The sequence below is a fragment of the Streptomyces sp. Ncost-T10-10d genome, from assembly GCF_900091955.1.
Taxonomy (GTDB): Bacteria; Actinomycetota; Actinomycetes; order Streptomycetales; family Streptomycetaceae; genus Streptomyces.
The window spans coordinates 55,682-69,437 of sequence record NZ_FMDF01000168.1 but is presented as its reverse complement, the minus strand read 5'-3'; the positions used below and the strand labels follow the sequence as shown (position 1 = coordinate 69,437).

General features: G+C 69.5%; 11 protein-coding genes. 2 read left to right on the top strand and 9 right to left on the bottom strand.

Annotated elements, in window-relative coordinates; genetic code table 11:
• Positions 1-69: 69 nt before the first annotated feature.
• The 7 genes from GA0115254_RS30495 to GA0115254_RS30465 all read right to left on the bottom strand — a co-directional run bounded on the left by GA0115254_RS30495 (position 70) and on the right by GA0115254_RS30465 (position 6,563).
• Entirely contained in the window at positions 70-579 is a 510-nt protein-coding gene (locus GA0115254_RS30495) for a DinB family protein (protein WP_093898497.1), read from the bottom strand.
• A gap of 498 nt (positions 580-1,077) precedes the next feature.
• Positions 1,078-3,249: a TerD family protein gene (locus tag GA0115254_RS30490; RefSeq protein WP_093898528.1), complete on the bottom strand. Its 2,172-nt coding sequence runs from the start codon at positions 3,247-3,249 to the stop codon at positions 1,078-1,080.
• A gap of 84 nt (positions 3,250-3,333) precedes the next feature.
• Positions 3,334-4,134 (bottom strand): HEAT repeat domain-containing protein, encoded by an 801-nt coding sequence (locus GA0115254_RS30485; RefSeq protein ID WP_176740362.1) that lies wholly within the window; start codon positions 4,132-4,134, stop codon positions 3,334-3,336.
• 10 nt (positions 4,135-4,144) lie between these two features.
• Positions 4,145-4,597, bottom strand: a complete 453-nt coding sequence (locus tag GA0115254_RS30480) for a hypothetical protein (protein WP_093898496.1) — start codon at positions 4,595-4,597, stop codon at positions 4,145-4,147.
• Between the two features lie 77 nt (positions 4,598-4,674).
• Entirely contained in the window at positions 4,675-4,881 is a 207-nt protein-coding gene (locus GA0115254_RS30475; RefSeq protein ID WP_093898495.1) for a hypothetical protein, read from the bottom strand.
• 134 nt (positions 4,882-5,015) lie between these two features.
• Complete coding sequence (locus tag GA0115254_RS30470) at positions 5,016-5,747, bottom strand: hypothetical protein (protein WP_093898494.1); 732 nt, start codon at positions 5,745-5,747, stop codon at positions 5,016-5,018.
• An 84-nt stretch (positions 5,748-5,831) separates the two neighbouring features.
• Positions 5,832-6,563 carry a DUF4232 domain-containing protein gene (locus tag GA0115254_RS30465; protein ID WP_093898493.1) on the bottom strand — a complete coding sequence of 244 codons (732 nt, stop codon included), beginning with the start codon at positions 6,561-6,563 and terminating at the stop codon, positions 5,832-5,834.
• 310 nt (positions 6,564-6,873) lie between these two features.
• Here GA0115254_RS30465 and GA0115254_RS30460 point away from each other — a divergent pair, with 310 nt between their 5' ends.
• A complete protein-coding gene (locus tag GA0115254_RS30460) occupies positions 6,874-8,259 on the top strand; it encodes a helix-turn-helix domain-containing protein (protein ID WP_093898492.1) in 1,386 nt (461 codons plus the stop codon).
• A 204-nt stretch (positions 8,260-8,463) separates the two neighbouring features.
• Here the strand turns inward: GA0115254_RS30460 and argS are convergent, their stop codons facing one another.
• Positions 8,464-10,245, bottom strand: a complete 1,782-nt coding sequence (gene argS, locus GA0115254_RS30455; protein ID WP_093898491.1) for an arginine--tRNA ligase — start codon at positions 10,243-10,245, stop codon at positions 8,464-8,466.
• A gap of 158 nt (positions 10,246-10,403) precedes the next feature.
• On the opposite strand from argS, the gene lysS reads away from it, so the two are divergent.
• Positions 10,404-12,164 (top strand): lysine--tRNA ligase, encoded by a 1,761-nt coding sequence (gene lysS, locus GA0115254_RS30450; protein WP_176740361.1) that lies wholly within the window; start codon positions 10,404-10,406, stop codon positions 12,162-12,164.
• 98 nt (positions 12,165-12,262) lie between these two features.
• On the opposite strand, the gene GA0115254_RS30445 is transcribed toward lysS, so the two are convergent.
• Positions 12,263-13,603, bottom strand: a complete 1,341-nt coding sequence (locus GA0115254_RS30445; RefSeq protein ID WP_093898490.1) for a DUF2637 domain-containing protein — start codon at positions 13,601-13,603, stop codon at positions 12,263-12,265.
• Positions 13,604-13,756 lie beyond the last annotated feature (153 nt).

Here is a 13,756-nt window from a genome sequence, read left to right as displayed (position 1 = left end):
GCACCTTCCAGACACGCAGGCGATTCTCTGGAAGCGATCAGCATTTTGAGATCGGGGCCTCCAGCGGACTCAGGCGCCCACGGTCCCGTCGACACCCTCACGCAGGAAGTCCGCGTGCCCGTTGTGGCGGCCGTATTCCAAAAGCACGTGCACCATCACCATCCGCAGCGATACCTCCTCGCCCCATCTTGGCTGATGCCCGGCCAGGTCCAGAGATTCAGCCTCCCGCTCGATGCGGCGCGAGTTCTCCATCTCGGCCTCCCAGGCTGCGAACGCCTCGGCCCTGGTCGACGCGCTCGCGTCGTACGCCGCCTGGAAGTCGATTTTGTCGGACCAGACCATGGGCGCGTCGTTGTCCTCGAACACCCGACGGAACCACGCGCGCTCCACCTCTGCCATGTGCCGCACCAGGCCGAGCAGCGACAGCGTCGACGGGGGCATTGACTGCTGCCGCAGCTCCTCGTCGGTAAGTCTTTCGCACTTCATGGCGAGGGTCGCACGCTGGTAGTCGAGGAAGGCCCGCAACGTATCGCGTTCGCTGCCAAAGCTGGGCGGTCCTATGCGATTGTCGCTGGTCATTGGCCGTGCTCCTCATCTGTGCCTGTATTCATGGCACGTGTCTACTCTCGTCGGCCGTCCCAGGATGAGGGCCGTCCGCCGGACCCGACTGCCACCACAGGAGCTGACCTTTGCAGGGATCAGCGAGGCTTGTCCGTCACCCGGAACCATAGATGCCCCTTGGAATCGATCAACTGGAAGACTGATGAAGATCGTGCCGAGGGGCGGTCCAGGCGGGCCGTGTCGCCTTTCCCCTTCTCGCACCAGCACACCCCTGCCGCGCACGCACGGCATCGCGGAGGCGAAGGGCTGCGCGTTGTGGGCAGATGCCCGGCGCGACGAGTACCACGCGACGTACACGCTGACCGGGCACGCACAGTCCCAGGCGGCGATACAACGACGCCGGAGTGCCGTTCGGCACCCCGGCGTTACGTCGAGGGCAAGGAAAGCGGAGGGACTAGTGCGGAGAGTTCTGAGAAGGAAGTCCATCCATGGCCTCGCCGGGGCCAACGCTAGCAGTCAGCCGGGGATCAGGGCGCGCAGATTTTCCGGGGTGACGATCAGGGAGCCCGGATGCAGTCCGTCCGGGCGTTCCAGGCCGATGTAGGTGACGGGGCCGTCCGGGATCGTCGTGCCGTCCCACAGCGTGATGGCCGTGGCGCGGTCGGCCATCAGGTCGGTGAGGTGGCGCACCGTGAGGTAGTCGCGCTCGACGATGCCGCGCAGCAGCGTAGCGACCGACACCTGGTTCTCCTCGACCCGGTTGGCGTTCGGGGTGCCCCGGAGGTACAGGTGGAGCCACTTGGCGCGCCAGCGGCCGTCGCTCCCGAGCAGGAACGCCAACGGCAGCGCGACCCTGCCCGGCCCCCGCAGCTCCGACTTCATGCGCACGGTGCGCGGCTCGAAGGGGAGGCCCCGCTGCTGGGCATCGCGCAGCATGAAGCCGAAGAACGACTCCTCGACCGCTTCGAAGCCCTCCCCCGAGTAGATGTCGACCTGCGGGACGATGAAGGTGCCGCGTACGGCGTTCAGGCGCAAGTTGATGAACTCCCAGGCGCCCAGGGGTGCCTCCGTGATGTCACCGGAGTGCTCGCCCTCGGTCTCGGTGAGGGAGGTGTACGACAGCCAGCAGACGGTCGCGTACTCGGCGTCGAGCATCAGCGCCGACAGGTCGTAGTCGGTGTCGTGGCTCTTCTGCTTCCAGTAGACGAAGAAGCGCAGCAGTTCACCGTCGACGGGGGAGAGGGAGCCGCGAGGCAGCACGCCCAGGCCGGCGGTCGTCGCCTTGCCGCTGAGCGGGAGCGCGACATCGAGGATGTCGGGATCGATGAGCAGGTGCCCCGGCTCCGGGAGGCGGCGGCGCGTCTCGGCGTCCAGGACGTCGATGAGGCGCTTGCACTCGGGCGGCAGCGAGGGGGGACGGTTGTCTGCGGTGACCCAGGCGCCGCCGCGGCGGTTGACGAAGACGCGGCGCTCACCGGTCTCCCGGGCGCGGTTGTGCAGGTGCTCGCGCACCGACAACAGGACCCGGCCGGAGACCTGCGGGGCGACCTGCTCGGCAGCGGCCACGACAGCATCGCGCTCGTCCTGGGTGAGGCACGTGCGCAGCAGGCGGTCCAGGGAGCGGAACAGCTTGCCCGGGGCGGTCTTCAGCAGTTGCGTCGCCCCGGTGACGTCGTTCGAGCGGAGCAGTTCATCGATGTGGCTGTCGAAGGACCGGGCCTCCTTCTCGCCCCGGGCGACGGCGAACACAACGGCGGCGTGCGGCCATCGCGGGTACTCGTGCGGATGGAGGCGCTCGCCGAGGCGCTTGAACGCCTCGCGGTGCGCGGTGACGTCGGCGAGCTTGGCGGGGGCGGCCGCGACCACCGAGTCGAGGCCGGCGAGCAGGGCGCGGCGGACCGGTCGGGGCAGCGACCGAAAGCGGGTCGGCTCCAGGAGGGCCACGTCGCCGTTCGAGAGTGCGCAGGCCAGGCGGAGTACGTCGGTGACGGTGTCCAGGAGGAGGTCCCGGCCGGCGTGCAGGCGGGCGACGTTGATGACGGCGCGGTTCTCCCGTACCGGGATCGCCTCGGGCTGGGGGCTGTCGACGCAGTGCTCGGCGAGCGAGCGAAGGTCGCGCAGGTCCTCTTCGCCGAGCGGAGTGGTGCTGCCCGCCAGGGCCAGGTACAGGGTGGTGACCTCGTCGTCCGGGGTGCCGCCCAGGTGCACGACAGTCGTGCGGTCGCCCGCGGCGGCGATCAGCTCGTCGTGGGCGGCCAGCATCTCGGCGTACGTGTGCTGGTAGGTGCCGTACGACGGGAGGGTCAGCAGGTCGACCACACCGGTGCGGAGCTGGGCGAGTGTGCCGTCGCGCGAGGTGTCGTCGGTGAGCGCCCGGGCGATGCACCGCATCCAGAAGTCGGCGGTGTCCGGCACGTTGGCCGGGAAGTCGATGAAGTAGACGTTGTGCTGGACGTGGTTGCCGGCCATCTCGCGGACGGTGTCCAGCGTGCGCGCGGCGGTGGCGACGACCGTTTCCTCGGACAGCCCCGACAGACGCTCCAGCAGGTCCGCCGAGAGCTTGAAGCCCACGGACATCAGTGCGACGTCGAACTGCCGCGCTGCGACGCTTCCCTGCCCGGCAGGTCCCAAGGGGGCAGGCAGGCGGTGGGTGTGCCGGATGACCAGGGGTTCGAGAGGGTGGGCCATCCGGGCATGGTCCCAGAACCACGAGAGGCGGCGCATGAGGGTTTTGGAACGCGGTGGGCGCCGACCGGAGGGCCGAGCCGCCTCCTACTGGGACTGCTGTTCGGGCGCGGTGGACTCGACGGCCTCCCGGACGTCCGCGTCCGGGTCCTGGGCGAGGCGGTGGAGGAGTTCCGTGACGCCCGGTGTCGACCAGTTGGCGACGGCTCGGACAAGAGCCTCGCGGACGCGTGGGTCCGGGTGGTCCGCGAGATGGGCCAGCTGATCGACCGGACCGCGTCGGCGCATGCCGAACCAGTAGAGGGTGTCGGTGAGTTGTGATGCATCGCCCGGATTTCCCGCTGCGGCGATCCGGCGCAGGAGGACCGGGGTTGCGGGTGCCGGACCGTCGAGGGGGTGCGGCCGGCGCCTGCGCAGGCGCTGTGAGCCGTACTCTCCGCGCACTCTGCAACCGAAGCAGGTGCAGGGCGTTCTGCCGTTGGAGTCGGGAAAGTAGCGCCAGCCGGTGACCTGCTTGACGGTACGCAGGCGGTGCACTTCTCGCTTGGTGACCGCGCGGGGGACGAACACCTCCCAGCCGCGCGGGTCGTCCAGGGCTGCTGTGCGGCGGACGGCCTCGGCGGCTGAGGTGGCTGCGGGGCTGCCGTTGTAGCGGCCCAGGGTGACGGGTTCGTCGTCGGGCAGCCGTATGTGTACGGCGACGAGACCGCGCGGGCCGCCGTGCCGGGCCAGTTCGCGCAGCCACTGGTGAGTGAGGGTGTACGAAGGGAGGACGGGGAAGCAGTAGAGGCCCCGTGAGCCGTCGCGGCCGTGGCTGGTGGCCCGTATCCCGGAACGGCGTATGCGCGCCGCGTTCGCCATGGGTGTCAGGTGCACGAACATCGCCATGCGGCCGATGCTAACCGGGGGCGGGCTTGCCCGGGTTCCTGCGGTGGTTCAGCCAGGCGGCCGCGAGTACGACGAGTGCGGCGCCGAAGAGGGTGACCGGAACCCATATCTGCCAGTGGAGCGGGGAGGTGGAGTCGTACGCCCAGCCGTTGCCCGCGAAGATCGTGTCACCGGCGGACACCTTGGCGCCGCTGATCTCGCCGGCCGCTGTACGGCCGTCCCCGAACGCCCACGATCCGTAGCAGTGGGAGGGCCCTTGTTGTCCGCCGCCTTCCACGCACTCCGTGACGGTGCGGACGGTGGCGGACTCGCCTGTGATCAGTTTTCGGGTGTTGCTGCCGACCCATACTGTGACGAGGAGCGGCAGGAGGGCTGCCAGGGTCAGTGGGTACAGCAGTGTGCGCTGCGATTTCAGGCGGGCTAATCGGGTTCTGTGGTGCTGTTGTTCGCGCGCCTTGTGCATGACTGTCCCCTTGAGTGCCTGAACGTACGCGTTCCCCTGCCCGCGGGGCGGGCAGGGGAACGCGCGTCCGCAGCCGGTTATGTAGCGGTCGGCACCGCCTCGTGTGCCGCCGGTGTCCTGGGCTTTGTCTCGGCCTGTGTCCTGCCGAGCCGGTGGAGGCGGGCTGTGCACACGATACCGATCACCGAGATGGCCATCAGCATGGCGGCCGGCGGCCGGTAGTGACCGCCCGCGGCTGCTGCGAGGGAGACCGCGGCGAGGGGCGTGAGGCCGCCGAAGACCATGTTGCAGATCCGGTAGGGGAGAGATGCCGGTGTAGCGGACGTGCGGCGCGAAGCCCTCGACGAGGATCGACGCGATCGGCCGAGCAGGGGCCGGGGCCGGGGCCGGTGGCGGTGCTGCTCCCCGGTCGCGTGAGTCAGAGCTTCTTGCCGCAGAGGACGCGGTCGTTCTTGGCCAGGTCGGAGTCGAACATCGGGTTCTCGGTGAAGACGGCGTCGGCTTTGTAGTCGCACGGGTCGCTGAAGCCGCCCAGGAATGTGTCCTCAAGGATCTTTATGATCTTGTGGGTCGCGCCGTTCTTCTTGCCCTTGGTCCGGCAGGCGACCTCCTCGATGGCGTCGTTCTTCTTCGGGCCGCTGTGCACGCAGTCGCCGACCTCGATCCTGGGGCCGCCGCCCCCGCCCGGGTCTCCGGGGTGTGGAGGCTTCAGGTTGCGCATGCAGGCGTAGCCTTCGCCGGTCGCGCGCGTTCCCTCCAGCATGGCGAGGCTGATCGGCACATCGATCACGAAGTCGGTGGTCTCCGGGCAGCTGGTGGCCGAGAACGGCCAGGCCTTGCCGGTCTCCATCCGGTAGGTGACCCGTGCGACGGCCTCGGGGCCGCCGCACGGGACCTCGCGGTAGACGTCCTTCTGGCCGGGCTCGGGGGCCGCGCACTCGTTCTCGGCGAGGTACAGCGTGCCGTACGACGGGTTCACGCTCGGGGTCGGCGAGGCGGTGGGGCTGCTGGACTCCTTGTCCGATGCGTAAGGGTCCGCCACCTTGCCGCAGCCGGTGATCAGCACCAGCGTTGCGGCAGTCGCGGCCGTGGTGGCCGCTGCTGCCCGTATGGCCGATGCCGTCGGCCCGACACCCGTGTTCGTACGCACGTCGCCCCCTTCAGGTTTCGATCGAAGATTCTACGATCTACTGCCCTCGGGGGACGGCGAGTTGGTGCTTCGATGCGTGAGAGGTCAGTAGGTGAGGGCGTCGGCCATGTTGCTCTGCCAGTAGGTGACGAAGCCGTTGTCGCCCCAGTAGGTGTTGGCCGGCAGCGTCAGTTCTGCCGGGGAGCCCGTGGAGCCCGAGTTGCTCTTCGAGGTGAAGTACACCGTCAGGTGCTTGCCCTTGTACAGGTCCTTGCCGTCGGACTCACCGAACAGCCCGATGGACGCGTAGGCGGACTGACCCGGCTCAAGAGTGACCACGGCCTGCGGGATGCTGTCGCGGAGGACCGGGAAGGCGGCCTGGGCGTCGTCGAAGCGGAGCGCCGGCGCGTGGTACGCGTAGCAGGGGCGGTTGCCCGTGTTGGTCGCGGTGAGCAGCAGGTGGTTGATGGGGCGGCTCACCTTGCTGACGGTGACCTTGGTGTTCTTGCCGGTGCAGGTGACGGGGGAGCTGTTGCCGGTGGCGCCGGTGTTGCTCTTCCGGCCGCTCGTGACGGAGGTGGAGCCCTTGGAGTGGGCCGCCGTGTTCTCGGCCGGGGTGTCGGACGTGCCGCCGGTGTCCTTGGCGTCCTTGGCGTCCTTGCCCGAGCCCGGCGCGGTGGCGGCCGGGGACTGCTGGTCGACAGTGCTCCCTGCCGGAGCCGCCGCTCCCGCCTTGCCGTTGTCACCGCTGCCGTTGTCGCTGCAGGCGGTGAGTGAGAGGGCGGCCAGGAGGGCGGTCGCGGCGAGGGCGGTGGTGCGGATGCGGTTGCTGCGCATGGTGGTACTCCCCGTATGTGTTGGTGAGGTCGTTCAGTCAGTGATGGCAGATAAGGACCATGACGATCACGGTCGACACGGTCACTACGCCAATTGCCACGGCATCGATCAACTCGATGCGGAAACGGGTTCGCACTGTGTCGTCCCGGTGGTCTCTGCGGTGTGGTCACAGACTGCGGGACGGCGGATTCCGGCCGCAACGCCGAACGGCCCATTGGGGAAGCTGGAATGCTTGCGCGTACTGTGACCTGGGCAGATTCCACGTCCCTGGAACGGTGTTCCGGGACGCACCAGGAGGGGGAACGCCGTAGTGGCGACGCCGGAGGCCGGGGAATTCGCGGCTCTGCTGAAGGAACTGAAGGACCGTTCGGGGCACAGCTACGGGGTTCTCGCCGGAAGACTGCACGTCAGCACATCGACGCTCCACCGGTACTGCAACGGTGACGCCGTGCCCAATGAGTACGCGCCGGTGGAGCGGCTGGGGCGGCTGTGCGGGGCGAGCCCGGACGAGCTGGTGGAGTTGCACCGGCGGTGGATCGTGGCCGATGCGGCGAGACGGCGTCCTGCTTCCGTTCCCGATTCCCTTCCGGCTCCCGTTTCTGATTCCACGTCTGTTCCCGAGCCGGTAGCTGCGTCCGAGGCTGTGGCTTCGCCCGAGGACCGGGACGCAGGCGAGGACAAGGACGACGAAGCGCCCGCGCCCGAGATCGTGACGGCCGGGGCGAGTCGGCCCCGGCGGCCCTGGTCCTCCGCGCGGACGCGCGTCCTGCTCGCGGCCGTCGCCGTCGTGGCGCTCACCGTGCCCACCACGGTCGTCATCAGCAATCTCTCGGGCAAGGACACCGGCGGCCTCAGCGATACTCCCGCCGTGGACGGCGTACCCGCGCCGCCCGACGGCGACGAGAGCGTGTCCGCGTCGCCCGGCACGCTGGATCCGTCGGGCAAGCCCGGCAAGCCCGGCAAGTCCGGTGCCGCGACCACCCCGTCCCCGGGGTCGGGCTCCGCCCCCGCCTCCGCGCCCACCGGGCACGGCGCGGGCGCGGGAGCAAGGCCGGGTGCGCAGACGGGCGGGGGCGTGCCGCTGAGCGCCACCATCAGCTCGTACAACTGGGAAGAGCCCTGCGGCCAGCACTACGTGCTGGACCAGAAGCCGAACGACGTGCCTCCGCCGCCCCCGCCGCAGGACACCCGCGGCTGGGCCAGGGCGCTCGGCGGGGTGGACGGCGGCAGCATGCAGCTCGAACTCACCGTGCAGGGGAAGTCGGGGGAGGCCGTCGTGCTGAACGGACTGCATGTGCGGACGCTGTCCCGGAAGGCGCCGCTGCCATGGTCGGCGTACTCGATGGGGGAGGGCTGCGGGAGCGGCATCACCCCGCAGTCCTTCGACATCGACCTCGACGACAGCCGGCCGGCCCTCACCCCGGTGGCGGGGCAGCAGGAGGACAAGCGGGTGCCGCCGAAGGACTTCCCGTTCCGGGTGTCCTCCACCGATGTGGAGGTGCTCGACCTCGACGCCCATGTCGAAGGGCACGACGTCAGCTGGTACCTGGAGCTGGAGTGGAGCAGCGGCGGTCGGAAGGGGACGCTGCGCATCGACGACGGTGGGAAGCCGTTCCGTACCAGCAGCATCCAGGCACGGCCGAAGTACATGTACCGGTACGACACGGCCCAGTGGGTGACCAAGGAGTGGGACTAGGGTCTCTCGTTTGGATCACGCCGGGCTCGCGGGCCCTGGCACTGCGCCTCGCCGCGTTGTCGTCGGTCGGCATGGCTCCGCCATGCCTCCCTCCTCCGCCTTGCGATCCACAGCACCAGACCCCGCTCCCTGATCCGGCCTGATCCAAACGAAAGACCCTAGCGGTCACGGCCACCGGGCCGGTGCGTACGGCGGACGTCCCGGTCAGAGGCGCTCGGGGGTCCTGATGCCGAGCAGCTCCATGCCCTGGTGCAGGGTGCGGGCGGTGAGGTCCGAGAGGAAGAGACGGTTCTCGGCCATATCGGCCGGGACGTCGGACTTCAGCACCGGGCACTGGTCGTAGAACGTCGTGAAGAGCGACGACAGCTGGTAGAGGTACGAGGCCAGCTTGTGCGGCTCGTACGCGGCGGCGACCTCGGCCACGACCTCGCCGAACTGGTCCAGATGCAGGCCCAGCGCGCGCTCGGCCGGGGCCAGCTCCAGCTCGGGGTGCGGCTGGGGCTTCAGCTCGCCCGCCTTGCGCTTGATGGAGCGGGAACGGGCGTGCGCGTACTGGATGTACACGCTCGTGTCGCCGGTCAGCGACACCATCTGGTCCAGGTCGAACTTGTAGTCGCGGGCGGCCGACGTCGACAGGTCCGCGTACTTCACCGCGCCGATGCCGACCTGCGTGGCACGCTCGGTGATCTCGTCCTCGGTGAGGTCCCTGGCCTTCTCGCGCACGACGGCGGACGCCCGGTCGATCGCCTCGTCCAGGAGGTCGGCCAGCCGGACCGTCTCGCCCTCACGGGTCTTGAACGGCTTGCCGTCCTTGCCGAGCACCGTGCCGAAGGGGAGGTGCACGGCCTTGACGTCCTCGTTCAGCCAGCCGGCCCGGCGGGCCGTCTCGAAGACCATCTTGAAGTGCAGGGCCTGCCGGGCGTCCACGACGTACAGCAGGGTGTTCGCCTTGAGGTTCTGGACCCGGTCGCGGATCGCGGAGAGGTCCGTCGCCGCGTAGCCGTAACCGCCGTTCGCCTTCTTGACGATCAGCGGCACCGGGTTGCCGTCCGGGCCCTTCACATCGTCGAAGAACACGCACAGCGCACCCTCGGAGCGGACGGCGACGCCCGACTCCTCCAGGATGCGGCAGGTCTCCTCCAGCATGTCGTTGTAGCCGGACTCCCCGACGATGTCGGGGTCGCGGATCTCCATGTCGAGCTTGTTGAAGACCGAGTAGAAGTAGATCTTCGACTCGTCGACGAAGCGCTGCCACAGGGAGAGGGTTTCCTCGTCACCGGCCTGGAGCGCCACGACCCGGTCCCGGGAGCGGGCCTTGAACTCCTCGTCGGAGTCGAACAGCACCCGCGACGCCTTGTAGAGCCGGTTCAGGGAGGACATGGCGGCCTCGCCGTCCGCCGCGCTGCCGGCGCTCTCGTGGTTCAGCTCGCCCGGGTGCTCGATCAGGTACTGGATGAGCATGCCGAACTGGGTGCCCCAGTCGCCGATGTGGTGGCGCCGGACCACGGTCTCGCCGGTGAACTCCAGGATCTGCACCATCGCGTCACCGATCACCGCGGAACGGAGGTGACCGACGTGCATCTCCTTGGCCACGTTCGGCTGCGCGTAGTCGACGACCGTGGTGCCCGCGGCGCTGTTGTACGGGACACCGAGGCGGCCCTCGTCGTCCGCGTCACGCGCGGCGAGGGTCTCGATGATCGCCCGGTCGGTGAGCGTCACGTTCAGGAAGCCGGGGCCGGAGACCTCGATCTCCTTGATCGGGCCGCCCGCCGGGATCGCGGCCGTGACCTGGGACGCCAGCTCGCGCGGGTTGCCCTTGAGCTTCTTGGCGAGGGCCAGGATGCCGTTGGCCTGGAAGTCGGCCCGGTCGCTTCGTCGCAGCAGCGGGTCCGCGGTGCCGGCATCCGGCAGAGCTGCCGTCAGGGCGTCCGCCAGCTGCTGCTGGAGCGTGGAAGCGAGGGAATTGACCGAGCCGTGCTCAGGCATGGGACGGGCTGCCGTTTCCGTAGGGGTACGAGGGATCACGCCCAGTATCCCACGCACTGTAAAGCCGTTTTCGCGCTGCCGGTGGGACCTGGGAGAATGGACGGTGCCCCTACGAGTCCCACAAGGGTGTTCCTACGAGTCCTACAAGAGAGAAGGACGTGCAGACCGTGGCTCAGAGTCAGAGCAGCACCGAGACCGACTGGGTCTCCCGCTTCGCGGACGATGTCATCGCCGAATCGGAGCGTCGTGCGCCTGGCAAACCGGTCGTCGTCGCGTCCGGCCTCTCCCCGTCGGGCCCGATCCACCTGGGCAACCTCCGCGAGGTCATGACCCCGCATCTGGTCGCCGACGAGATCCGCCGCCGGGGGTACACCGTCCGGCACCTGATCTCCTGGGACGACTACGACCGCTACCGCAAGGTTCCGGGCGGTGTCCCGGGTGTCGACGAGTCCTGGGCCGAGCACATCGGCAAGCCGCTGACCTCGGTGCCCGCCCCGGCCGGGTCCACGTACCCGAACTGGGCCGAGCACTTCAAGGCCGCCATGACCGCCGCGCTGGACGAGCTGGGCGTCGAGTACGACGGCATCAGCCAGACCGAGCAGTACACGGTGGGCGCGTACCGCGAGCAGATCCTGCACGCGATGAAGCACCGCGCCGACATCGACGCCGTCCTCGACCGGTACCGGACGAAGAAGGACCCGGCGGCCGCGGGCAAGGGCAAGAAGCCCCAGCAGCAGAAGAAGGTCGACGAGGCCGAGCTGGAGGCCGAGGCGGGCTCCGGTGCGGCCGGCGAGGACGACGGCAGCGGCGGCTCGGCCGGCTACTTCCCGTACAAGCCCTACTGCGGCAACTGCGAGAAGGACCTCACGACCGTCACGTCGTACGACGACGACAGCACCGAGCTGAACTACACCTGTACCTCCTGCGGCTTCGCCGAGACCGTCCGGCTGAGCGAGTTCAACCGCGGCAAGCTGGTCTGGAAGGTCGACTGGCCGATGCGCTGGGCGTACGAAGGCGTGATCTTCGAGCCGAGCGGCGTGGACCACTCCTCGCCGGGCTCCTCGTTCGTCGTCGGCGGCCAGATCGTGCGCGAGGTCTTCGACGGCGTACAGCCGATCGGCCCGATGTACGCCTTCGTCGGCATCTCCGGCATGGCGAAGATGTCCTCCAGCAAGGGCGGCGTGCCGACCCCGGCCGACGCACTGAAGATCATGGAGGCGCCGCTGCTGCGCTGGCTGTACGCGCGCCGCAAGCCCAACCAGTCCTTCAAGATCGCCTTCGACCAGGAGATCCAGCGGCTCTACGACGAGTGGGACTCGCTGGCGCGCAAGGTCGCGGACGGCTCGGTGCTGTCGGCCGACGCCGCCGCGTACGCGAGGGCCATCGGCACGGCCGCCGGCGAGCTGCCGCGTACGCCGCGCCCGCTGCCGTACCGCACGCTCGCTTCGGTCGTCGACATCACGGCCGGGCACGACGAGCAGACGCTGCGCATCCTGAGCGAGCTGGACCCGGAGAACCCGCTGACCTCGCTGGACGAGGCCCGGCCCCGGCTCGACCGCGCCGAGAACTGGATCACCAGCCAGGTCCCGGCCGAGGCCCGCACGATCGTCCGCGGCGAGCCGGACAAGGAACTGCTCGGCTCGCTGGACGAGCAGGGCCGCCAGTCGCTGCGGCTGCTCGTGGAAGGACTGGATTCGCACTGGTCGCTGGACGGGCTCACCACGCTCGTCTACGGCGTGCCGAAGATCCTGGCGGGGCTGGAGCCGGACGCCAAGCCGACGCCCGAGCTGAAGGCCGCGCAGCGGTCGTTCTTCGCGCTGCTGTACCGGCTGCTGGTCAGCCGCGACACGGGGCCGCGGCTGCCCACACTGCTGCTGGCCGTGGGGGCGGACCGGGTGCGGATGCTGCTGGGCGCCTAGGGGTACTCGATACGGAGGGCCGTCACCCGGTGATTCGGGTGACGGCCCTCCGCCGTCGCCGGTTCCGTCCTCGGACGCCGGACGGGCCCGGCGGGGTCCTACGCGATGTGGTTCTCCGCCATCTCGTTGTCGAAGCGCTGCTTGAACCCCGGCAGGAGGCGGCGGAGCAGGGCCGCGCTGCGGGGATGCCGGACGTTGTGACCGTCCGAGAGATGTATGTCGAGGACCTCCGCACTCGGGTAGTCCTGGTGCGCGTGCGTGTACGCGGTGAACACCTCGTACGCGATCTTGCTGAACTCGACTTCGGCCTCGGCCCATTCGGAGGGGTCGGGCTCCGGCTGCTGCGCGGGCCGGGGTTCCGGCTCCGGCTCCTCGGATCGGGGCTCCGGCTGGGGTTCCGCAGCGCGGGGGCCCGGGACGGCGCCGATGGTGCCCACGTTGCCCAGGGGGCGGGTGCGGCCGCCGGGGCCCGACGGGACCATGACCGGGGTGGGCTCCAGGCCTTCGACGTACGTCGGGTTGTACGCACTCTCGTACGCGTCGTCCGGCACCTGGGGCGCCGCGAACCACGGGCTCTCGTGCGAGCCGGGGCCCTCCTGGGGCCACTCCTCGACGGCGGCCGGGTCGGAGGGGTGGGTGTGCTGCTGCTCGTACTGCGGGTGCTGTTGCTGGGGATGGGGCTCGGCGTACGGCAACTCGGGCTGGAACTCGCCCGGTTCGACCAGGGCCGGGGCCGGGGGCAGCAGAGCCGGTTCGATGCCTGCGGCGGCGAGACCGGCCGGACCGGTCTCGGCCAGCGGAACGCCGTATTTCGCCAGGCGCAGCGGCATCAGGGATTCGACGGGTGCCTTGCGGCGCCAGTTGCGGCCGAAGCGGGCCTGGAGGCGGGCCTGGTAGATGAGCCGGTCCTGTTCGAGCTTGATGACCTGCTCGTACGACCGGAGCTCCCAGAGCTTCATCCGCCGCCACAGCCGGAACGTCGGCACGGGGGAGAGCAGCCAGCGGGTGAGCCGCACGCCCTCCATGTGTTTGTCGGCGGTGATGTCGGCGATCCGGCCCACGGCGTGGCGGGCGGCTTCGACGGAGACCACGAACAGCACCGGGATGACCGCGTGCATGCCGACGCCGAGCGGGTCGGGCCAGGCCGCGGCGCCGTTGAAGGCGATCGTCGCGGCGGTCAGCAGCCAGGCCGTCTGACGCAGCAGCGGGAACGGGATGCGCATCCAGGTCAGCAGCAGGTCCAGGGCGAGCAGGACACAGATGCCCGCGTCGATGCCGATCGGGAAGACCAGCGAGAAGTTCCCGAAGCCCTTCTGCAGGGCGAGCTCGCGCACCGCCGCGTACGAACCCGCGAAACCGATCGCGGCGATGAGGACCGCACCGGCGACCACGAGCCCGATGAGTATCCGGTGGGTGCGTGTCAGCTGCATCGCGGCCACCCGCGTTCCCCTCCCCGTTTCCCTTGTCCGACGCCCTGCCCTGAAGCTCTGCTTCGACGTCCTGTTCCGACTTCTGGCGGGCACAGCCTGGCACACGAGGGAATGGCGTGTTGCGCGGGGAGGGGCGAAGCCCGGTACTCGGGGGAGGACCGG